Raw genomic sequence first — 22,147 nt, forward strand, 5'->3', positions numbered from 1 at the left:
TTCCTTACGTCACTTGGCAGCGGCCGGAGCGTCCTCGCCGAGAAGCTTCCCGTCCGAGGTCTCGAACTGCTTCTTGAACTGCGCGATGGCGTCGCCGACGGCCTGCAGGGTGTCGTCCGACATCTTGCCGCCCTCCTTGATGGAGGTCATGAGGCCCTGCTCGTTGCGGTGCAGGTACTCGAGGAGCTCGCGCTCGAAGCGACGGATGTCGCCCACCGGCACCTCGTCCATGCGACCGGTGGTACCGGCCCACACGGAGACGACCTGGTCCTCGGTGGCCATCGGCTCGTACTGCGGCTGCTTGAGCAGCTCGACCATGCGCTGGCCGCGCTCGAGCTGGGCCTTGGACGCGGCGTCCAGGTCGGAACCGAAGGCGGCGAACGCCTCGAGCTCACGGAACTGGGCGAGGTCCACGCGGAGACGACCGGAGACCTGCTTCATCGCCTTGTGCTGCGCGGAACCACCGACTCGGGAGACGGAGATACCGACGTTCAGCGCGGGGCGCTGACCGGCGTTGAAGAGGTCCGACTCCAGGAAGCACTGGCCGTCGGTGATGGAGATGACGTTGGTCGGGATGAACGCCGACACGTCGTTCGCCTTGGTCTCGACGATCGGCAGACCCGTCATCGAACCCTTGCCCAGCTCGTCCGAGAGCTTCGCGCAGCGCTCGAGGAGACGCGAGTGCAGGTAGAAGACGTCACCCGGGTAGGCCTCGCGCCCCGGCGGGCGGCGGAGCAGCAGGGACACGGCGCGGTAGGCGTCGGCCTGCTTCGAGAGGTCGTCGAAGATGATGAGGACGTGCTTGCCCTCGTACATCCACTGCTGGCCGATGGCCGAGCCGGTGTACGGCGCCAGGTACTTGAAGCCGGCCGGGTCGGACGCCGGGGCGGCGACGATGGTCGTGTACTCCAGCGCACCGGCCTCTTCGAGCGCACCACGCACGGAGGCGATGGTGGAACCCTTCTGGCCGATGGCGACGTAGATGCAGCGCACCTGCTTGTTCACGTCGCCCGAGCGCCAGTTGTCGCGCTGGTTGATGATCGTGTCGACGGCCAGGGCGGTCTTGCCGGTCTGGCGGTCACCAATGATCAGCTGACGCTGGCCACGGCCGATCGGGGTCATCGCGTCGACGGCCTTGTAGCCGGTCTCCATCGGCTCGTGCACCGACTTGCGCTGCATGACCGTGGGGGCCTGCAGCTCGAGGGCGCGACGTCCGCTGGTCTCGATCTCGCCGAGGCCGTCGATCGGGGTGCCGAGCGGGTCGACGACGCGGCCGAGGTAGCCCTCGCCCACGGCGACGGAGAGCACCTCACCGGTGCGCTGCACCGGCTGGCCCTCCTCGATACCGCTGAACTCGCCGAGGACGACGGCGCCGATCTCGCGCTCTTCCAGGTTCAGCGCGAGGCCGAGGGTGCCGTCCTCGAACTTCAGCAGCTCGTTCGCCATCGCCGAGGGAAGACCCTCGACCTTGGCAATACCGTCGCCGGCGACGGTGACCGTACCGACCTCCTCGCGCGAGGCCGCGTCCGGCTTGTACGCCTGGACAAAGTTCTCCAGCGCGTCCCGGATCTCCTCCGGCCGGATCGTGAGCTCCGCCATCTGGGTTCCCTGCTCTCCTTGTTGGGCCCGAAGTTTCTTTGGGGGGATGGGGACTCCCCCCAAGAAAGAGGTGAATCCTCTGCACGGCCCAACTAGGGCCGTAGGTCATGCTTGTTGAATTACTGCCCGGCCACGCGGCGGCCGGCTTCCGCGATACGGTCCGCGACGCTGCCGTTGATGACCTCGTCGCCCACCTGGACCGTGATCCCGCCGAGGACCGCGGGGTCCACGTCGAGGTTGAGGTGCATCGGGCGTCCGTACACCTTGGCCAGGACGGCGCCGAGACGCTCCTTCTGCCGGTCCGAGAGCGGAACGGCGGAAGTGACGACGGCGACCATGCGGTTGCGGCGGTCCGCGGCGAGCTTGGAGAGGGACTCGAGTCCCTCTTCCAGGCTACGTCCACGCGGCGCGGTCACCAGGCGCTCGATCAGCCGCTCCGTGACGTCTTCCGCGCGACCGCCGAGCAGGCTGCGCAGCAGCTCGCTCTTGGCCGCACCGGTCGCGGCGCGGTCCGTGAGCGCGGACCGGAGCTCGGTGCTCGACGAGACGATCCGGCCGAACCGGAAGAGCTCGTCCTCGACGTTGTCCAGTGCGCCGGTCTTCTGCGCGCCGGTCAGGTCGGCGAGGTTGGCGAGCTCCTCGATGGCGTCCACCAGGTCGCGCGACGACGACCAGCGCGAGCGCACCATGCCGGCGACCAGGTCGGCGGCCTCGCCGCCCACCTGCCCGGACAGCAGGCGTCCCGCAAGATCGGCCTTGGCCTCACCGGACTGCGCCGGGTCGGTCAGGACCCGACGCAGCGAGACCTCGCGGCCGAGCAGCGCCGTGACGGCGGCCAGCTCGTCCGCGAGCTGCTTCGCGTCGACCGAGGTGCTGTCCGTCAGCGCGTCGAGACGCTCGCGCGCGGCGGCCAGAGCCTCGCGGCTCGCTCCGTGCGCTGTCATCGAGCGGCCTCGGCCTTCTCCTCGAGCTCGTCGAGGAAACGGTCGATCGTGCGGCTCTGCCGGGCGTGGTCCTCGAGGGACTCGCCGACGAGCTTGCCGGCCAGGTCGGTGGCCAGCTGGCCCACGTCCCGACGCAGCGACTGCGCGGCGGCCTTGCGGTCGGCCTCGATCTGCGCGTGACCGGCGGCGACGATCTCCTCGCGCTGACGCTGGCCCTCGGCCCGCATCTCGGCGATGAGCGTGGCGCCCTGCTCCTGCGCCTCCTGGCGCAGACGCGCGGCCTCGTGCCGTGCCTCGGCGAGCTGAGCCTTGTACTGCTCAAGAACGCTCCGGGCCTCGGTCTGAGCGGCCTCGGCCTTCTCGATACCGCCTTCGATCGCCTCCCGGCGCTCGTCCAGAACCTTGTTGATGTTCGGGAGGAGCTTCTTCCAGAAGAAGAAGAAGACAATGGCGAAGGCCAGTGTGCCGACGAGCAGCTCGGGGCCGGGCGGGATCAGCGGGTTCTGCTTCTCCTCGGCCGCCAGCTGAACCAGGTTGGCGATCACATCAGTGCCTTTCGTCGAAAGTGTCAGCTAGCAGTAATTACTGGCCGAACACGAACGGCATAACGATGCCGATGAGGGCGAGCGCCTCACAGAAGGCGAAGCCCAGGATCTGGTTGGCGCGGATCAGGCCGGCAGCCTCGGGCTGACGGGCGAGCGCCTGCGTGCCGTTACCGAAGACGATGCCGACGCCGATGCCGGGGCCGATCGCGGCGAGGCCGTAACCGATGGAACCGAGGGAGCCGGTGACTTCGCTGGCGGCAAGGGTCTGGAGAGCGGACATGCCGGTTCTTCCTTCTCTTTCATGGACCGGTGGGGGTTGGCCACCGGGCGATCTGGGGGCTAGAGGGCGGGCTGACTCAGTGGTGCTCGGAGACAGCGCCCTGAATGTAGGTGCAGGCCAGGAGCACGAAGACGTACGCCTGGACGGCCTGCACGAAGAGCTCGAAGACGACCATGGCCATGGTCATCACGAAGGAGACGCCGGCGGCCGGAATCATCCAGCTGTTGAGCAGGTACCAGGAGGCCACGGTGAACATGACCAGCATCAGGTGACCGGCGAACATGTTGGCGAACAGTCGCACGGAGTGCGTGAACGGCCGCACCAGCAGGTTGGAGAAAAACTCGATGAACGACACGAGCCACTTGATCGGGCCGAGCGAGTTGTCGTAGCCGGTGACGTTCTTCCAACCGCCGACGAAACCATGGCGCTTGAAGGTCAGCGGCAGCCAGATCAGGTAGACGATCGCCGCGAGCACCACCGGGTACGCGAAGATCGACGAGACCGGGAACTGGGCGAGCGGGACGACGGACCAGATGTTCATGATCCAGATGAAGAAGAACATCGAGACCATCAGAGGGACGTACTTCTCGCCCTCCTTCTTGCCGAGGGTCTCGTAGACGATCCCTCGGCGCACGAAGTCGTAACCGGCCTCGCCGATCATCTGCAGCTTGCCGGGGACGACCTTCGCCTTGCCGAACGCGGCATAGAAGAACGTCACGACGATGAGCGTCGCCAACAGGGCCAGCAGCATTACCTTGTTGAACTCGAACCCACCAGCCGTGAAGATCGGCTTGAAGAGGAACGAGTGCAGGCCCGGAGCCGGGAAGCCACAGCCGTTGTCGGACATGATCCGACAGCTCCAGTCAAAGGCGAGCTCAGTTTGGTCAGCACTCACCGCGGGCTCCTTCGGCGTGACGCATAGGTACGGCAACCTCGTTGTCGTGTCGGCGCGGCGCGCAGCCGCGGGTCGGCACCGGACTGGTGTTTCGGAAGTGTGAGCGGCATCCAGGCATCGAGCCTCGCGATTGTGCAGGCGTCAGCTCAGATGCCCGCGCCCGCAGTGCCGCAGTTGGCACCGGACGATAGCAGCATCTCGAACGGGCATTTATCCCGCCCCTACCCTTCACTGCGAGGACCCCGACTTCTCCGGCTTGTCACTGTTGTCGGAGTCGGGCTCGACGTAAAGGATCTTGGCCTTCATGTGCGCACGGGCCTGTGCGGCCATCCACGCGACGGTGGCCACCACGAGAGCGAGGGCGAACGCCTTCGGGTTGAACAGATCCGTGTCCTTGAACAGGGCCACAAAGACGAGCAGCAGTAGAAGTTGGGCGACATAGAGCATCAAGCCCATCGCCTGGAAAAGCTGCGGAAGCGATTTCGCCGTCCGTTGCAGGACGAACATCCCGAGCCCCATGAACACGATCACGACCAGCGTGCCGACGACGGCCCCGACGGCTCCCTTGCCGCCCGCGACCACACCACTGACCGCGGCGACGATCGCGCCGACGGCAGCTGTGGGTACAGCGGACTGGAGGAGAGTTCGGGTGTCTTGAGACGGCATGGCGGCAGCTCCGCTTACTGATGGGGGCAGGGTGTCGTCATGGACGAGCGTAGACCCGGGTCGAGAAGGTCCCTCGGGCCAATGGACCGTCGCACTACGGTCCTTCGGCTCTATCCCGGGGTTTCGTGAACGGTATCACAAACTATTTGATGAGGTCTTTACCTGCTAAGTGTGCTCGCTGTCACACATGAGAGTTAATCCGCGCGTCTGTGCATCCCGAGCGGCAACTTGTCTGGTATTGGGGCGATTTCGAGCCGTACGTCAACGTGACGTACCGGCTTCCCGCCTCTCCTCGAAGTGCGATCGGTCGCCGATCGCGGTCGCTCCGTTGACGCCCGCGGAGACCGGAGTCTTCCGCTCCGGGTCGCCCGGTCCCTGCGCTTCCTCTTCCGCTTGTGATCCGTACGTCGCCTCGCCGGCCTCCCGCGCGGCTGCCCGGCGGCGCCGGTAGCGGGGCGGCACGAAGGCCTCGGCCCACCGCGGGGTGCGCGGCGTGAAGCGCGGCAGCAGGAGCAGTACGAGACCGAGCGCGCTGAGCGCGACGATGAGCAGCAGGATCCACATGCTCGTCGAGTGCACGGAGTAGGCGACGGTGCCGAAGGCGATGAGAGCCGACCAGAAGTACATGATCAGCACCGCGCGGCTGTGCGAGTGGCCGATCTCCAGGAGCCGGTGGTGGAGGTGGCCGCGGTCCGCCGCGAACGGCGACTTGCCGTTCCAGGTGCGCCGCACGATGGCGAGGACCAGGTCGGCGAAGGGGATCGCGATGATCGTGAGCGGCATGAGGAGCGGGATGAAGACCGGCAGCATCGCGTGGGTGGCGTCGCGGCCGCCGCCGAAGTTCAGCTTCATCGCGGCGGGGTCGACCTGTCCGGTGACGGAGATGGCGCCCGCCGCGAGGACGAGGCCGATGAGCATCGAGCCGGAGTCGCCCATGAAGATCCGGGCGGGGTGCATGTTGTGCGGCAGAAAGCCCAGGCACATGCCCATGAGGATGGCGGCGAAGAGGGTGGCGGGCGCCGCGGCCTCGATGCCGTAGCCGTACCAGATGCGGTAGGCGTACATGAAGGACGCCGCCGAGGCGATGCAGACCATGCCCGCCGCGAGGCCGTCGAGACCGTCGACGAAGTTGACGGCGTTGATCGTGATGACGACGAGCGCCACGGTGAGCAGCGTGCCCTGCCCGGAGGTGAGCGAGACCGTGCCGACGCCGGGGACGGGGATCCACAGGATCGTCAGACCCTGCATGACCATGACGCCCGCGGCGATCATCTGGCCGCCGAGCTTGATCAGCGCGTCGATCTCGAACTTGTCGTCGAGGACACCGATCAGCCAGATCAGGGCGGCCCCGGAGAGCAGCGCGCGGGGTTCGTTGGAGTTCTCGAAGACGGTGTTCAGGTTCGGCAGGTGGTCGGCGACCAGCAGACCGGCGCAGAGACCGAAGAACATCGCGATACCGCCGAGCCGGGGCGTGGGCTCCCGGTGCACGTCGCGGGCGCGGATCTCCGGCATGGCACCGGCCACGATCGCGAACTTCCGCACCGGGCCGGTCAGCAGGTAGGTCACCGCGGCCGTGATGCAGAGCGTCAGCAGGTATTCACGCACGGGCTTCCCCACAGGTATCGCTGGCCATCTCAGCCCCACACCCTAGCTTTGCGCGCATACGGTTGGGGACTTCCGGGTAGCGACGATGGTTGCACGAGTACCCGCCCGTCTCTTACGCGGCCGTCCTGTCCTGCCCGGGGTACGGCGGAAATCCCCTCACCAGTTCGCGTACCTCTTCTCGTACGTTCGAGTCCTCGCGCACCGCGTCGACCAGCAGGCGCGCCACGCGGGTGAGTTCCGTGCCGGTCATGCCCTGGGTGGTGACGGCGGCTGTTCCCAGGCGTAGGCCGCGGGTGGTGTCGTGGGGCAGGGCGCAGGTGTCGAGGACGATTCCGGCTGCCGCCAGTCTGCCGCGGGCGGTGTGCGCGTCGATTCCCAGAGGGGTCGGGTCGGCCAGGACCATATGGGTGTCCGTGCCGCCGGTGGTGATCGTGAACCCCTCGGCGGCCAGCGCCTGCGCCAGGGTCCGCGCGTTGGCGACCACCTGGTGGGCGTAGGCCGTGAAGGCCGGTGTCGACGCCTCGCCGAACGCCACGGCCTTGGCGGCGATCGTGTGCATCTGGGCGCCGCCCTGGGTGAAGGGGAAGACGGCCCGGTCGATGCGTTCCGCGAGGGCCGCGCCGCACAGCAGGAGGCCGCCGCGCGGGCCGCGCAGGACCTTGTGCGTGGTGGCGCAGACGATGTCGGCGTGCGGCACGGGGCTCGGCGCCGCTCCCCCGGCGATCAGGCCCATGGGGTGCGCGGCGTCGGCGATGAGGTAGGCGCCGACGTCGTCGGCGATCTCGCGGAAGGCCGCGTAGTCCAGGTGGCGCGGATACGAGATGGAGCCGCAGACGATCGCCTTGGGGCGGCGGGCGCGGGCCAGGGCGCGTACCTGGTCGTAGTCGACGAGGCCGCTCTCGGCGTCCACGCCGTAGCCGACGAAGTCGAACCACCGGCCGGAGAAGTTCGCCGGTGAGCCGTGCGTGAGGTGGCCGCCGTGGGGCAGGCCCATCGCCAGGACCGTGTCGCCGGGCCGCAGCAGCGCGGCGTACGCGGCGAGGACGGCGGAGGAGCCCGAGTGCGCCTGCACGTTGGCGTGCTCGGCGCCGAACAGGGCCTTGGCGCGGTCGGCGGCGATCCGCTCGGCGATGTCGACCAGCTCGCAGCCGCCGTGGTGGCGGGCGCCGGGGTACCCCTCGGCGTACTTGTTGGCGAGCGGCGAGCCGAGCGCGGTGAGGACGGCGGGCGAGGTGAAGTTCTCGGCGGCGCTCAGCTGGAGCCCGTCGGCCTGCCGGGCGGCCTCACCGACGAGGACATCGGCCAGCTCGGGGTCCTGCCGGCGCAGCGCGTCGAGATCCGTGTACGCCGCGGGCGCGGTGGGTGCGGTGCTGACCGTCATCGTGGGCTCCGGGGCCTCGCAGGGGGTGACCTCAGATCCAATGTAGGCCCGGGCGGGCGGCTGCGCGCGGGACCGCCGCTACATGTGTGCGGGCACCCCGGTCAGCGCCGTCACCACGGGGTCGAGCGCCTGGTTGATCTCGTCGCCCACCGACCGGAAGAACGGCAGGGGCGCGCCGTACGGGTCGTACACCTCGTCGGCCTCCACGTTCGGCGCGAGCAGCCACCCGCGCAGCGCGGCGGCGGCCCGCACCAGGGCCCGCGCGCGCTCCACCACGCCGTTCCCGTCCGGGTCCGGCAGGGTCGTCGGGTCTATGGCCCGCACGAGCCGCGTGAACTCCTTGAGGGTGAACGTGCGCAGGCCCGCCGAGTGCCCCATGGAGATGACCTGCGCCCGGTGGTCGCGGGTCGCGGTCAGGACGAGGTCGGCGCGGATGACGTGGTCGTCGAGGAGCTCGCGGCCCATGAAGCCGGTGGGGTCCGCGCCGAAGTCGGCGAGGACCTGCTCGGCGTTGGTCTCCATCGGGGCACCCTCGTGGCCCCAGGTGCCCGCGCTCTCCACGATCAGACCGCCGGTGAGGGGATCGCCGAGGCGGTCCGCCAGGGCGTGTCTGGTCAGCCGCTCGGTGATCGGCGAGCGGCAGACGTTGCCGGTGCTGACGTGGAGGATGCGGAAGGAGCCCGCGGATCCCGGGAAGCCCGCTATGCCACGCCCCGTCTCAGGGGCTGTCAATTCGCCACCTCGAGGTCGGGTACCACCTTGCGCAGCTCTTCCGCGCTGAGCGCGCCCGCGCGGAGCAGCACCGGCACCTTGCCCGTGACGTCGACGATCGACGACGGGACGATGCCGGGGGTCGGGCCGCCGTCCAGGTACACGGAGACGGAGTCGCCGAGCATCTCCTGCGCGGCGTCGCAGTCCTCGGGTGCGGGGTGCCCGGTGAGGTTGGCCGAGGAGACGGCCATCGGGCCGACCTCGGTGAGCAGCTCGATGGCGACGGGGTGCAGCGGCATGCGGATGGCGACCGTGCCGCGGGTGTCGCCGAGGTCCCACTGCAGGGACGGCTGCTGCTTGGCGACGAGGGTCAGGGCGCCGGGCCAGAAGGCGTCGACGAGCTCCCAGGCCATCTCGGAGAAGTCGGTGACCAGGCCGTGCAGCGTGTTCGGCGAGCCGATCAGGACGGGCGTGGGCATGTTGCGGCCGCGGCCCTTGGCGTCCAGGAGGTCGGCGCACGCCTCCGGGGTGAAGGCGTCGGCACCGATGCCGTAGACGGTGTCGGTGGGCAGCACGACCAGCTCGCCACGGCGGACGGCGGACGCGGCTTCGCGCAGACCGGTCGTACGGTCGGTCGCGTCGTTGGTGTCGTATCGCCGTGCCATTTAGCGGGCCTCCTCGTACACGTACTGCTCGGTTGAAGTCTGGATCACGGCATGGCCCTGCGGGCGGTCGCGAAGCGCGGGCGGTTGTTCAGGTCGGGGTGGTCGGCCGCGTCGGCCCAGCCCCGCTCCTCCGTGAAGATCCACGGGACCTGGCCGCCCTGGGTGTCGGCGTGCTCGATGACGACGACGCCGCCGGGGCGCAGGAGCCGGTGGGCGGTGCGCTCGATGCCGCGGATCAGCTCGAGGCCGTCCTCCCCGGAGAAGAGCGCGAGCTCCGGGTCGTGGTCGCGGGCCTCGGGGGCGACGTACTCCCACTCGGTGAGCGGGATGTACGGGGGGTTGGAGATGACCAGGTCGACCTGGCCGTCGAGCTCCGTGAAGGCGTCCCTGGCGTCGCCCTGGCAGAGCTTGACCCTGGACCCCTCGATGTTCTTCCGCGTCCACTTCAGGGCGTCCTCGGACAGCTCCACGGCGTGCACCCGCGAGCGCGGGACCTCCTGCGCCATGGCGAGGGCGATGGCGCCGGAGCCGGTGCACAGGTCGACGATGAGCGGTTCGACCACGTCCATCGCGCGGACGGCGTCTATGGCCCAGCCGACGACGGACTCGGTCTCCGGGCGCGGCACGAAGACGCCGGGTCCTACCTGCAGCTCCAGGTAGCGGAAGAAGGCCCGCCCCGTGATGTGCTGCAGCGGCTCGCGGGCCTCGCGCCGGGCGACCGTCTCCCAGTAGCGGGCGTCGAAGTCGGCGTCCTTGACGGTGTGCAGCTCACCCCGCTTCACCCCGTGCACGAAGGCGGCGAGTTCCTCCGCGTCGTTGCGCGGCGAGGGCACGCCCGCGTCGGCGAGGCGCTGGGTGGCCTGGGCCACTTCCGCGAGCAGCACGCTGCGGGGGTTCGGGGGTCGCCCCCCAAGATGTTGCTGCACGCTGGTCCTCCGGGACGGTCGTGAAGGGTCGTACGGGGTGCCTTACGCGGCGGCGAGCTTGGCGGCGGAGTCCGCGTCGACGCAGGCCTGGATGACGGCGTCGAGGTCTCCGTCGAGCACCTGGTCCAAGTTGTACGCCTTGAAGCCGACGCGGTGGTCCGAGATCCGGTTTTCCGGGAAGTTGTACGTCCGGATCTTCTCGGAGCGGTCGACGGTGCGGACCTGGCTGCGGCGGGCGTCCGCGGCCTTGCTCTCCGCCTCCTCCTGCGCCGCCGCGAGCAGCCTGGAGCGCAGGATGCGCATCGCCTGCTCCTTGTTCTGCAGCTGGCTCTTCTCGTTCTGGCAGGAGGCGACCACTCCGGTGGGCACGTGCGTGATGCGCACCGCGGAGTCGGTGGTGTTGACGGACTGGCCACCGGGCCCGGAGGAGCGGTAGACGTCGATGCGCAGGTCGTTGGCGTGGATCTCGACGTCGATCTCCTCGGCCTCGGGCGTCACCAGGACACCGGCCGCGGAGGTGTGGATGCGGCCCTGGGACTCGGTGGAGGGCACGCGCTGCACGCGGTGCACGCCGCCCTCGTACTTCAGCCGTGCCCAGACGCCCTGGCCGGGCTCGGTCGCGCCCTGGCCGCCCTTGGTCTTCACGGCGACCTGGACGTCCTTGTAGCCGCCGAGCTCGGACTCGGTGGCGTCGATGATCTCGGTCTTCCAGCCCACGCGTTCCGCGTACCGCAGGTACATGCGCAGGAGGTCGCCGGCGAAGAGGGCCGACTCGTCGCCGCCCGCGCCCGCCTTGACCTCGAGGATGACGTCCTTGTCGTCGGACGGGTCCCGGGGCACGAGCAGCAGCCGCAGCTTCTCGGTGAGTTCCTCGCGCTGCCGCTCCAGGTCCTTGACCTCGGCGGCGAAGTCCGGATCGTCGGCGGCGAACTCGCGCGCCGTCCCGATGTCGTCCCCGGTCTGCTTCCAGGAGCGGTACGTCGTGACGATCGGGGTGAGCTCGGCGTAGCGCTTGTTCAGCTTGCGCGCGTTGGCCTGGTCGGCATGGACCGACGGGTCGGCGAGCTTCTTCTCGAGATCGGCGTGTTCGCCGATCAGTTCCTCGACCGCCTCGAACATTCGGGGGCTCCTGGTTTTCTACGCGGTGGTTCTACGCGAATCGGCTGCGGGACGGCAAAAGCGCCGGTCCCGGCCACCCCCTCGTGAGGGCGGCCGATGACCGGCGCAGCGGCTCGCTACTTCTTGGAGCCGGCAGCCTTGCCGAAGCGGGCCTCGAAGCGGGCCACACGGCCACCGGTGTCGAGGATCTTCTGCTTGCCCGTGTAGAACGGGTGGCACTCGGAGCAGACCTCGGCGCGGACGGTGCCGCTGGAGATCGTGCTGCGGGTGGTGAACTCGGCGCCGCAGGTGCAGCTGACCTGGGTCTCGACGTACTCGGGGTGGATCTCGCGCTTCAAGGTGTCTCCTAGTTTCGGGAGGGCGCCGGGTCGTACGCGCGGATTGCTCGTACGTGAACCGGGGCCGATGTACCAGTCTGCCAGGACCGGCCGTATCTCCCAAAACCGGGGTGGGGGCCGATCTATTCCTGACCGCTCGGCGGCCGCTCGGCGGCGGCTCAGCCGCCGCTCACGACGGAGCCCGCGGAGCCCTTGTCGCCCGCCGATTTCTCCGTGGCGGACTTCGGGATGTGCTTGTCGGCCCTGAGCGCGTCCCAGACCTGCTGGTCGGCCTCCTCCAGGGGAAGCACGCGGTTGAGGTCGTCGGGGTCGTACTGGATGGGCAGCGTGACCATCTTCATGCCGCCCGCGCCGATGCCCTTGAGGCCGTTCGCGAAGCTCGCGAGGGACCTGACGTCGTTCAGGTCGGAGTCGGTGGTGATGGCGCTGGTCGCGTCGTTCGCCAGGTCGAACATCTTCTTCGGGTTGCTGAAGAGGCCGATGTCCTTGACCTGGTCGAGCAGGGCCTTGATGAAGGCCTGCTGGAGCTGGATGCGGCCGAGGTCGCTGCCGTCGCCGACGCCGTGCCTGGTGCGGACGAGGCCGAGGGCCTGCTCGCCGCTGAGTGTGTGCGTGCCGGCGTCCAGGTCGAGGTGGCTGTCCTTGTCGTGGATGGCCTTCTTGGTCGTGATGTCGACGCCGCCGAGGGTGTCGATGAGCTTCTTGAAGCCCGTGAAGTCGACCTCGATGTAGTGGTCCATCCGGATGCCGGACATCTTCTCGACGGTCTTGACGGCGCAGGCGGGGCCGCCGACCTCGTACGCCGTGTTGAACATCTGCCGACGGCCGCCCGGATCGGTCCTGCCGTCGTCGGTCTTGCACGAGGGCCGGGATATGAGGGTGTCGCGGGGTATGGAGACGACGCTGGCCGTCTTGTGGCCCTTGTGGACGTGCACGATCATCGCGGTGTCGGAGCGGGCGGCGCCTTCGTCCTTGCCGTACTTGGCGTTGTCGCCGGAGCGCGAGTCGGAGCCGAGGACGAGGATGTCCTGGGAGCCGTTGTCGATGTCCTGGGGGCGATTGCCGTCGAGCGCCGAGTTGATGTCGACGCTGTTGAGGTTGCCGTTGAGCTTGAAGTACAGGAAGCCCGCGCCCACTCCCCCGAGGACGACCACCGAGGCCGCGGACCACGCCGTGACGACGAGTGCCTTGCTGCGCTTGCGGGGCTTGCGGCGCCGGCCGCCGCCACCGCGGGAGCGCTGGGGCTTCGCGTGGGCCATACCCGCGGGCGTGCTCTCGTCGGTCATGCGCTCCCCAGTCCTCGTCGTGCGGTTACCCCCTGCTTTCAGGGTCAGGCGCCGTCTGTCGTCACTTGTCAGACGGCGAAACCGGTTGAAGGGTTGCACAACGCCCTGTGCGCGCCCCGGGACACAGCTGTCACTGAGCGTGCACCTCTGACCCTGGATTGCCGCCCTCACCTGCGACTTTTTCCGCCCCCGGGCTACTGCCCGTGAGCGTGAGAATCTCTTATGCGTGTGGCCAAGGTCTCGCTCCGGCCCCACTGCCCACATAGCGCACCAAAAGGGCCGCCCCGTCACTGCTGTGACGGGGCGGCCCTGAGAACTGCTGAGGACGACTAGTCGTTGCCGTTGCCCGGCGCCGGGGTCGTCTTCTGGATCTGCAGCAGGAACTCGGCGTTCGACTTCGTCTGCTTCATCTTGTCCAGGAGCAGCTCGATCGCCTGCTGCTGGTCGAGCGCGTGCAGCACGCGGCGCAGCTTCCAGGTGATGGCGAGCTCGTCGCTGCCGAGCAGGATTTCTTCCTTACGGGTACCGGACGCGTCCACGTCCACCGCCGGGAAGATGCGCTTGTCGGCGAGCTTGCGGTCGAGCTTGAGCTCGGCGTTGCCGGTGCCCTTGAACTCCTCGAAGATGACCTCGTCCATGCGCGAACCGGTGTCGACGAGCGCGGTCGCGAGGATGGTCAGCGAGCCGCCGTCCTCGATGTTGCGCGCGGCACCGAAGAAGCGCTTCGGCGGGTACAGCGCCGTCGAGTCGACACCACCGGACAGGATGCGTCCCGAGGCCGGGGCGGCGAGGTTGTACGCGCGGCCCAGGCGGGTGATCGAGTCGAGCAGCACGACGACGTCGTGGCCCAGCTCCACCAGACGCTTGGCGCGCTCGATGGCGAGCTCGGCGACGGTGGTGTGGTCCTCGGCGGGGCGGTCGAAGGTCGAGGAGATGACCTCGCCCTTCACCGACCGCTGCATGTCGGTGACCTCTTCCGGACGCTCGTCGACCAGGACGACCATCAGGTGGCACTCGGGGTTGTTCACCGTGATCGCGTTGGCGATCGCCTGCATGATCATGGTCTTGCCGGTCTTCGGCGGGGCCACGATCAGACCGCGCTGACCCTTACCGATGGGCGCGACGAGGTCGATGATGCGGGTGGTGAGAATCCCCGGGTCGGTCTCCAGGCGGAGCCGGTCCTGCGGGTAGAGCGGCGTCAGCTTGCTGAACTCCGGCCGCCCGCGCCCGGATTCGGGCGCCATGCCGTTCTGCGAGTCCAGGCGGACGAGCGCGTTGAACTTCTCGCGGCGCTCGCCGTCCTTGGGCTGGCGGACGGCACCGGTGACGTGGTCACCCTTGCGCAGGCCGTTCTTGCGGACCTGGGCGAGGGAGACGTACACGTCGTTGGGACCGGGGAGGTAGCCCGACGTACGGATGAACGCGTAGTTGTCGAGGATGTCCAGGATGCCCGCGACGGGGATCAGGACGTCGTCGTCGGAGACCTGCGGCTCGTTGCCGAAGCCGCCCTCGTCGCGGCCACGACGGCCGCGGCGGTCGCGGTAGCGGCCCCTACGGCCGCGCCGGCCGCCCTCGAAGTCGTCGTCGTCCTGCGGGCCGTTGTCGCGCTGGCGGTCCTGGCGGTCCTGCCGGTCCTGACGGCCGCCGCCACCCTGCTGCTGGCGGTCCTGCCGGTCCTGACGCTCCTGGCGGTCCTGACGGCCGCCGCCCTGCTGGTCCTCGCCCTTGTTGCCGCGGCGGTCGCGGTCACGGCCGCGGCCCTGCCGGTCACGGCGCTCGCGGCGGCCCTCGGCGTTGTCGCCGGAGTTGTCGCCGCCCTTGTCGCCCTTGGCCTCGGAGTCGCCCTTGGCCTCGGCCTTCGACTCGCCCTTCGCCTCGGCGGCGGCCGGCTCGGGGCTGCCCGCGTCGGCGGTGGCGCGGCGCCTGCGGCGCTCGCCGGCCGGCTGGTCGTCTCCGCCGCGCTCGGCCTCGCCCGAACGGGCGGGGCCTCCGGCGGGCTGACCGGGGATGTCGATCTGCTGCTGGGCGCCCTTGTCGGCCTTGGCGCCCGCGGACTTGTCGGCCGCGCCCGCCTTGCCGGCGGACTCCGCGGCGTCGTCGCCCGTACGGGCCTTCGAGGTGGCCCGGCGCTTGGGCTTGGTCTCGGTGGTGTCCCCGGCAGCCGGGGCGCTCTTGGCCGGGGCTCCGCCCCCTGCCTGCGCCTCCTTGATGACCTCGATCAGCTGGCTCTTGCGCATGCGCCCGGTGCCCTTGATTCCAAGGCCCGAAGCGACCTGCTGCAGTTCCGCCAGCACCATGCCCTCGAGGCCGGTGCCGCGGCGCCGCCGGGACCCGGCCGAAGCACCGGTGGCAGGCGCCGCAGAGGCGTCCGTGGCGGGCGTGTCGGCAGTCACGCCCATCAGATCGGTGGTGTCGCTCACGAAGGGTCCTTCCCTGGAGCGGACGTCGGCCTGTCTGGCTCGGCGACCGGTTGTGCTGTCCGGCGGTCGGTCCTTGCTTTCCTGTGGACCGTGCCGGGGCGGTGGTCCGCCAACGCGGCGGAAGAATTCATTGGTGATGGCGATTCCCGGTGCGGTGCCACTGACGTGCGGTGTCACTCGGCTCGGTCACGCCGGTTCCGGAGCGTGCTCAGGACCGCCTAGTGCGGGGCACGAGGCAGTTTGGGGGGCTCCCGGAAGAATGGATGTCCCGGACGGGGACACAAAGCACCTCGCCATGGTGAGGTCGGGTGCGGACTTGAGATTAACACTACCGGATCCAACAAACATTCCCCCTCTCGGGATCGGGACACCCCGAATTCCCTTAGGCCGCTCGCGTCAGGGCGCGAGCGGCAGCACGCTCGTTCCCGTGGCGTCGAGGGCCAGCCGGTTGGCGGCCCAGCCCTCCCCCGCCAGGCGTGCGACCTTGTCGGCCGCACTGTCTTCGGCCAGCGCGAGGACCGTGGGGCCCGCGCCGGAGATCACCGCGGGCACGCCGTCGGCGCGCAGCCGCTCGACCAGGGCGGCGCTCTCCGGCATGGCCGGGGCGCGGTACTCCTGGTGCAGCCGGTCCTCGGTGGCGGGCAGCAGCAGCTCGGGGCGCCTGGTCAGGGCCTCGACGAGCAGGGCCGCCCGGCCCGCGTTGGCGGCCGCGTCGACGTGCGGGACGGTGCGCGGGAGCAGGCCGCGGGCCGCCTCGGTGAGGACGGGCTTTCCCGGTACGAAGACCACTGGAACGATGGAATCGACGGGGTCCATCCTGATCGCCCGGCCGGCTCCCCCGTCCATCCAGGCGAGCGTGAAGCCGCCGAGGAGGCAGGCCGCGACGTTGTCGGGGTGACCCTCGATCTCGGTGGCCAGTTCGAGCAGCGCGGCGTCGTCGAGCCTGGCCTCGCCGCCTATGGTCACGGCGCGTGCGGCGACGATGCCCGCGCAGATGGCCGCGGACGAGGAGCCGAGGCCGCGGCCGTGCGGGATGCGGTTGGCGCAGACGATCTCGAGCCCGCGCGGCTGTCCGCCGAGCAGGTCGAAGGCGGTGCGCAGGGACCGTACGAGGAGATGCGACTCGTCGCGCGGAAGGGTGTCACTGCCCTCCCCCGCGATGTCGATGTGCAAGCCGGAGTCGGCCACCCGGACGACGATGTCGTCGTACAGCCCCAGCGACAGGCCCAGGGCGTCGAAGCCCGGTCCGAGGTTGGCGCTGGTGGCGGGGGTGCGCACCCGGACGGCGGCGGCGCGGAACGCGGGACCGGCCATCGCTCGATGACTCTCCTTGAGCTGCGTGTTTTTGAGGCTCCGTATTTTTCGGTACGTGCCACATGTACGAACACCCGAAGGCCGCTGACAACGGCGGCACCGCGGCATATGCGGCGGGGCGGGTTCGGTACAGCCTATCGAAGGAAGGTTCTGTGGCGACATAGGGCGCACAGGAGGCGCACGATGCGTGTCGTAAGCCCCCTGTGCCACCCCCCCTGTACGGAGTTGCGGGGTCTGCCTGCGGTGCTGCGGGCGATGCGGGCTCGGCGGTTGCACCGAGCCCGCGGTTGCGCCGGGCCGCGCGGTTACGCCAGGCCGAGGCGCTCGGCGGCGGCCGCGGCGTCGACCGGGACGGTGACCGGCTGCGGGGCGCCGGCGACGGCCCAGTCCGGGTCCTTGAGACCGTTGCCGGTGACGGTGCAGACGATCTTCTGGCCCTTGTCGACCTTGCCCTGCTCGACGGCCTTCAGCAGACCGGCGACGGACGCGGCCGACGCGGGTTCGACGAAGACGCCCTCCTGGGACGCCAACAGCTTGTAGGCGCGCAGGATCTCACGGTCCGTCACCTCGTCGATGAAGCCGCCGGACTCCTCGCGCGCGGCGAGCGCGTGCTGCCAGGACGCGGGGTTGCCGATGCGAATCGCGGTGGCGATCGTCGAGGGGTCCTTGACGACCTCGCCGCGCACGATGGGCGCGGAACCGGAGGCCTGGAAGCCCCACATCCGGGGGGTACGGGACGACACCGAGTCGGCCGCGTACTCCTTGTAGCCCTTCCAGTAGGCGGTGATGTTGCCGGCGTTGCCGACGGGAAGGACGTGGATGTCGGGAGCGTCGCCGAGCGCGTCGACGATCTCGAACGACGCGGTCTTCTGGCCCTCGATGCGGAACGGGTTGACCGAATTGACCAGCGCCACCGGGTAGTTCTCCGACAGGGCCCGAGCGAGGTTCAGGCAGTCGTCGAAGTTGCCGTCGACCTGGAGGATCTTCGAGCCGTAGACGAGCGCCTGGCCCATCTTGCCGAGCGCGATCTTGCCCTGCGGCACGAGGACCGCGCAGACCATTCCGGCGCGTACGGCGTAGGCGGCCGCGGAGGCGGACGTGTTGCCGGTGGAGGCGCAGATGACGGCCTTCGCACCCTCCTCCTTGGCCTTGGTGATCGCCATGGTCATGCCGCGGTCCTTGAAGGACCCGGTGGGGTTGGCACCCTCGACCTTGAGGTGGACCTCGCAGCCCGTGCGCTCGGAGAGCACCTGGGCGGGCACGAGCGGCGTGCCGCCCTCGCGGAGCGTCACGACCGGCGTGGTGTCGGAGACCGGAAGGCGCTCCCGGTACTCCTCGATGATTCCGCGCCACTGGTGGGTCATTGCTGCTTACTCCCCTTCAACCCGCATGATGCTGGCGACACCACGCACGGTGTCGAGATTACGCAACGCCTCGACGGTGCCGCTGAGGGCGGCGTCGGGCGCGCGGTGGGTGACGACGACGAGGGAGGCCTCGCCGTCCTTGCCCGTCTGACGGACCGTATCGATCGATACGCCGTGCTCGGCGAAGACCGTCGCGACCTGGGCGAGCACGCCCGGCTTGTCGGCCACGTCGAGGCTGATGTGGTAGCGCGTGACGACCTCGCCCATGGAGCTCACGGGCAGCTGGGTGTACGCGGAGTCGCCGGGCCCGGTGGCCTCGGCGAGCTTGTTGCGGCAGACGGCGACGAGGTCGCCGAGGACGGCGGACGCGGTGGGCGAGCCACCGGCGCCGGGGCCGTAGAACATGAGCTGTCCGGCGGCCTCGGCCTCGACGAAGACGGCGTTGTAGGCACCCCGCACCGACGCCAGCGGGTGGCTGAGCGGAATCATCGCGGGATGCACGCGCGCGGTGACGGACCCGCCGTCGGCCGCCCGCTCGCAGATGGCGAGCAGCTTGATGGTGCAGCCCATGCGCTTCGCGGAGGCGAAGTCGGCGGCGGTGACCTCCGTCATGCCCTCGCGGTACACGTCGTCGAGGCGCACGCGCGTGTGGAACGCGATCCCGGCGAGGATGGCCGCCTTGGCGGCGGCGTCGAACCCTTCGACATCGGCGGTCGGGTCGGCTTCCGCGTACCCGAGCGCGGTGGCCTCGTCGAGGGCCTCCTGATATCCGGCCCCCGTCGTGTCCATGGCATCGAGGATGAAGTTCGTCGTGCCGTTCACGATGCCGAGGACGCGGTTGACCTTGTCACCGGCGAGGGACTCGCGCAGCGGCCGGATCAGCGGAATGGCTCCGGCGACGGCGGCCTCGTAGTACAGATCCCGCCCGTGCTCGACGGCGGCCTCGTGCAGCGCGGCGCCGTCCTGGGCGATGAGTGCCTTGTTCGCGGAGACGACGGAGGCGCCGTGCTCAAAGGCGGTGGTGATCAGCGTGCGCGCGGGCTCGATGCCGCCGATCACCTCGACGATGACGTCGATGTCCCCGCGCTTGACCAGCGCGGTCGCATCCGTCGTGATGAGCGAGGGATCGATTCCCTCGCGCACCTTGGAGGGGCGGCGGACGGCGACCCCGGCGAGCTCCACCGGGGCGCCGATCCTGGCCGTGAGGTCGTCGGCGTGCGTCGTCATGATGCGCGCCACCTCTGAGCCGACAACCCCACAGCCCAGCAGCGCCACCTTCAGCGGACGCGTACGCATCATCCGACCTCACTTCTCCTACATCTACGGTGGAACCAGTCTCACCCACCGGTACGGACTTTCCGTCCATTGTCCGGATCGTGAGACATGTATTTCATGTTTTCCGTCATCCGACGTCGAGACGCAGGAGATCTTCCTCCGTCTCGCGCCGGACGATCACCCGCGCCTCGCCGTCGCGCACGGCGACGACCGGCGGGCGCAGAGCGTGGTTGTAGTTGCTCGCCATCGAGCGGCAGTACGCACCGGTCGCGGGCACGGCGATCAGGTCGCCGGGCGCGAGGTCGGCCGGCAGGAAAGCGTCCCGTACGACGATGTCACCACTCTCGCAGTGCTTGCCGACCACGCGCACCAGCACGGGCTCGGCGTCGGAGGAGCGGGAGACGAGGGCGACGGTGTACTCGGCGTCGTAGAGCGCGGTGCGGATGTTGTCGGACATGCCGCCGTCCACGGAAACGTACGTGCGCAGCCCTTCGAGGGGCTTGATCGTACCGACCTCGTACAGGGTGAAGGCGGTCGGTCCGACGATGGCGCGGCCCGGTTCGACGGAGATGCGGGGCGTGCGCAGATTCGCCGACGCGCACTCGCGCGCGACGATCTCGCGCAGCGCCCTGGCGATCTCGTGCGGCTCGCTGGGGTCGTCGTCGGAGGTGTAGGCGATGCCGAGGCCGCCTCCGAGGTCGATCTCGGGCAGCTCGATGCCGTGCTCGTCGCGCACCTCGGCGAGCAGCTGCACGACGCGCCGGGCGGAGACCTCGAAGCCGGCCATGTCGAAGATCTGCGACCCGATGTGGCTGTGGATCCCGATGAGTTCGAGTCCGTCGAGCTTGAGCGCCCGCCGCACGGCCTCGGCGGCCTGCCCGCCCGCGAGCGCGATCCCGAACTTCTGGTCCTCGTGCGCGGTGGCGATGAACTCGTGGGTGTGCGCCTCGACGCCGACGGTCACGCGGATCTGCACGGGCTGGCGCTTGCCGAGCCGCTCGGCGATGTGCGCGACGCGCACGATCTCCTGGAAGGAGTCGAGCACGATGCGCCCGACACCGGCCTCGATCGCCCGGTGGATCTCGCCCTCGGTCTTGTTGTTGCCGTGGAAGGCGATGCGCTCGGCGGGCATGCCTGCGTCGAGGGCGGTGGTGAGCTCGCCGGCGCTGCACACGTCCAGGTTGAGCCCTTCCTCGTGCAGCCACCGCACGACGGCCCGCGACAGGAACGCCTTGCCGGCATAGAAGACATCAGCTTCGCTGCCGAAGGCATCGCGCCATGCCTGGCACCGGGCGCGGAAGTCGGCCTCGTCGATGAAGTACGCCGGGGTCCCGAACTCCTCGGCGAGCCGCGTCACTTCGATGCCGCCCGTGCTGACGACGCCTTCGGGGGTACGGGTGACGGTGCGGGACCAGACCTTGGGGTCCAGGGCGTTGAGGTCGGCGGGCGGCGCGGAGTAGTGCCCCTCGGGGAATACGTCGGCGTGGCGGGGGCCTGCGGGGTGGGCGGAACGGCTCATGGCTCTGTCGTCTCTCTCACGTATGTCACATCCGTCACATCCATCGCATGCTCTCTCACGGTCACGGATGTCACAGGTATTCGGGTGCGCTGATGCCGAGCAGGGACAGGCCACCGGCGAGCACCGTCCCGGTGGCTTCGGCGAGCGCGAGCCGGGCGCGGTGGGCGGCCGAGGGTTTCTCGTCCCCGCGCGGCAGCACGGAACTCTGGAGGGCGAGCAGCGCGTCGGCGGTGACGACGAGGTACCGGGCGAGGCGGTCCGGCGCCCGGTGCCGGGCTGCGGCGTCGAGAACGCCGGGGTAGGCCTCGACCTGCCGGAGCAGCTCCGGCGCGTCGACCTCGCCGGGCACGGCACCGAAACCGAGGTCGGCGGCGTTGCGCTGCAGGGCGCGGCAGCGGGAGTGGGCGTACCGGACCCGGAAGAGGGGATTGCTCTCGCTCTGCACGAGATGCGCGTCGCCGCCCTGCCCCGGGCTGACGCGCGGGTGGTCGTGGGCGGCGGGGTGGAGCAGGGCCCAGCGCCCGGCGTCGCGGCCGAGCCGGAGGGTGGCTTCCTCCGGGGCGGGGACGGGGCGCAGGGTGGGAAGCGGCTGAGGCGGCCGCCCGTGGGCGTCGACGCTGACCCCGAGGAGCCGGGTCCACTCGGGCTCCGGGGCTTCGTCGCAGGTCACGCGGACGAGGGTGCCCTGCGAGCGCAGGATGCGGCGGACGCTGTCGGCGACGACGACGGCGCGGACCTCTCGGGGCACATGGATCTGGGCGAGCAGGCCGGTGTCGGGGTGGACGTGCCCGTAGCAGCGCCCCCGCGCCAGGACCTCACGGACGAGGGCACCGCCGCCGGCCTCCGCGAGGGTGATGTTGAGGAACCCGGGCCCGGTGATGTCCACCTTGGCGATCCCGGGCTCGTCGGCGAGCCGCAGGGCCAGCACCTCGGCCACCTGCCGCGGAGGCCGTCCGGCGGCGCGGGCGACCTGAAGGGCGAGATTGCTGGCGTAGTCCCCACACCCCCCGGCCCGCGGCCGCTCGACCCGAACGCTCCCCCCCTCGGGCACGGCCACGCGAAGCTCACCGGCATCAACGGCATGACGCATGGCGCGCAGCACGGTGCGGGAGAGCTCGACGGGGGTCACGGGCCAAGGGTATGGGAGGAGGGGGGTGGGGAGGCCAGTTGGATTGGGGGGTGGTCCGGGATGTGGACGGGGGTGGGGGCGGGGCGGTGGTTCTGTGTGGGGGGGCGGGGCTCTGTCTTTGCCGGGGCGGGGGCCGGGGGTGGTGGGTCGCCGTCCGGGGGTGGCG

20 protein-coding genes are annotated in these 22,147 nt (G+C 69.9%); all 20 read right to left on the reverse strand.

The window, feature by feature from the left end; translation table 11 throughout:
* Positions 1-9: 9 nt before the first annotated feature.
* The gene (gene atpA, locus AC07DI_RS00335) at positions 10-1,599 is read right to left on the reverse strand and encodes a F0F1 ATP synthase subunit alpha (RefSeq protein WP_384248947.1); all 1,590 of its coding nucleotides are present in this window, start codon (positions 1,597-1,599) and stop codon (positions 10-12) included.
* 119 nt (positions 1,600-1,718) lie between these two features.
* Complete coding sequence (locus tag AC07DI_RS00340; RefSeq protein ID WP_384248950.1) at positions 1,719-2,543, reverse strand: F0F1 ATP synthase subunit delta; 825 nt, start codon at positions 2,541-2,543, stop codon at positions 1,719-1,721.
* Positions 2,540-3,088, reverse strand: coding sequence for a F0F1 ATP synthase subunit B (locus AC07DI_RS00345; RefSeq protein WP_478901231.1), 549 nt, complete (start codon positions 3,086-3,088; stop codon positions 2,540-2,542). The genes AC07DI_RS00340 and AC07DI_RS00345 overlap by 4 nt, the downstream gene beginning before the upstream one ends.
* 37 nt (positions 3,089-3,125) lie before the next feature.
* The gene (atpE, locus tag AC07DI_RS00350; protein WP_355802790.1) at positions 3,126-3,368 is read right to left on the reverse strand and encodes an ATP synthase F0 subunit C; all 243 of its coding nucleotides are present in this window, start codon (positions 3,366-3,368) and stop codon (positions 3,126-3,128) included.
* Positions 3,369-3,444: 76 nt separating this feature from the next.
* On the reverse strand, positions 3,445-4,215 hold the full coding sequence (atpB, locus tag AC07DI_RS00355; RefSeq protein WP_478901705.1) for a F0F1 ATP synthase subunit A: 771 nt from the start codon (positions 4,213-4,215) through the stop codon (positions 3,445-3,447).
* Positions 4,216-4,491: 276 nt separating this feature from the next.
* Positions 4,492-4,929, reverse strand: coding sequence for a hypothetical protein (locus AC07DI_RS00360; protein WP_478901232.1), 438 nt, complete (start codon positions 4,927-4,929; stop codon positions 4,492-4,494).
* A gap of 261 nt (positions 4,930-5,190) precedes the next feature.
* Positions 5,191-6,534 (reverse strand): MraY family glycosyltransferase, encoded by a 1,344-nt coding sequence (locus AC07DI_RS00365; protein WP_384248962.1) that lies wholly within the window; start codon positions 6,532-6,534, stop codon positions 5,191-5,193.
* Positions 6,535-6,646: 112 nt separating this feature from the next.
* The gene (locus AC07DI_RS00370; RefSeq protein WP_478901233.1) at positions 6,647-7,915 is read right to left on the reverse strand and encodes a serine hydroxymethyltransferase; all 1,269 of its coding nucleotides are present in this window, start codon (positions 7,913-7,915) and stop codon (positions 6,647-6,649) included.
* A gap of 78 nt (positions 7,916-7,993) precedes the next feature.
* Positions 7,994-8,647 carry an arsenate reductase/protein-tyrosine-phosphatase family protein gene (locus tag AC07DI_RS00375; protein ID WP_384248968.1) on the reverse strand — a complete coding sequence of 218 codons (654 nt, stop codon included), beginning with the start codon at positions 8,645-8,647 and terminating at the stop codon, positions 7,994-7,996.
* Complete coding sequence (locus tag AC07DI_RS00380) at positions 8,644-9,291, reverse strand: L-threonylcarbamoyladenylate synthase (protein ID WP_384248971.1); 648 nt, start codon at positions 9,289-9,291, stop codon at positions 8,644-8,646. Before AC07DI_RS00380 ends, AC07DI_RS00375 begins: the two co-directional genes overlap by 4 nt.
* Before the next feature lie 44 nt (positions 9,292-9,335).
* Positions 9,336-10,175, reverse strand: coding sequence for a peptide chain release factor N(5)-glutamine methyltransferase (prmC, locus tag AC07DI_RS00385; RefSeq protein WP_478901235.1), 840 nt, complete (start codon positions 10,173-10,175; stop codon positions 9,336-9,338).
* Positions 10,176-10,259: 84 nt separating this feature from the next.
* Complete coding sequence (gene prfA / locus AC07DI_RS00390; RefSeq protein ID WP_384248977.1) at positions 10,260-11,336, reverse strand: peptide chain release factor 1; 1,077 nt, start codon at positions 11,334-11,336, stop codon at positions 10,260-10,262.
* 116 nt (positions 11,337-11,452) lie between these two features.
* Positions 11,453-11,674: a 50S ribosomal protein L31 gene (rpmE, locus tag AC07DI_RS00395; RefSeq protein WP_384248980.1), complete on the reverse strand. Its 222-nt coding sequence runs from the start codon at positions 11,672-11,674 to the stop codon at positions 11,453-11,455.
* A gap of 158 nt (positions 11,675-11,832) precedes the next feature.
* On the reverse strand, positions 11,833-12,960 hold the full coding sequence (locus AC07DI_RS00400) for an LCP family protein (RefSeq protein WP_478901238.1): 1,128 nt from the start codon (positions 12,958-12,960) through the stop codon (positions 11,833-11,835).
* 329 nt (positions 12,961-13,289) lie between these two features.
* Positions 13,290-15,380, reverse strand: a complete 2,091-nt coding sequence (rho, locus tag AC07DI_RS00405) for a transcription termination factor Rho (protein ID WP_478901240.1) — start codon at positions 15,378-15,380, stop codon at positions 13,290-13,292.
* 396 nt (positions 15,381-15,776) lie between these two features.
* Entirely contained in the window at positions 15,777-16,694 is a 918-nt protein-coding gene (gene thrB, locus AC07DI_RS00410; protein ID WP_384248989.1) for a homoserine kinase, read from the reverse strand.
* Positions 16,695-16,999: 305 nt separating this feature from the next.
* Positions 17,000-18,058: a threonine synthase gene (gene thrC / locus AC07DI_RS00415; protein ID WP_384248992.1), complete on the reverse strand. Its 1,059-nt coding sequence runs from the start codon at positions 18,056-18,058 to the stop codon at positions 17,000-17,002.
* A gap of 6 nt (positions 18,059-18,064) precedes the next feature.
* Positions 18,065-19,357 (reverse strand): homoserine dehydrogenase, encoded by a 1,293-nt coding sequence (locus AC07DI_RS00420; protein ID WP_384248995.1) that lies wholly within the window; start codon positions 19,355-19,357, stop codon positions 18,065-18,067.
* A 103-nt stretch (positions 19,358-19,460) separates the two neighbouring features.
* Positions 19,461-20,852, reverse strand: a complete 1,392-nt coding sequence (gene lysA, locus AC07DI_RS00425; RefSeq protein ID WP_384248998.1) for a diaminopimelate decarboxylase — start codon at positions 20,850-20,852, stop codon at positions 19,461-19,463.
* Positions 20,853-20,922: 70 nt separating this feature from the next.
* Positions 20,923-21,981 carry an ArgS-related anticodon-binding protein NrtL gene (nrtL, locus tag AC07DI_RS00430; protein ID WP_478901243.1) on the reverse strand — a complete coding sequence of 353 codons (1,059 nt, stop codon included), beginning with the start codon at positions 21,979-21,981 and terminating at the stop codon, positions 20,923-20,925.
* Positions 21,982-22,147 lie beyond the last annotated feature (166 nt).

This window comes from Streptomyces sp. NPDC044106, from assembly GCF_056433985.1.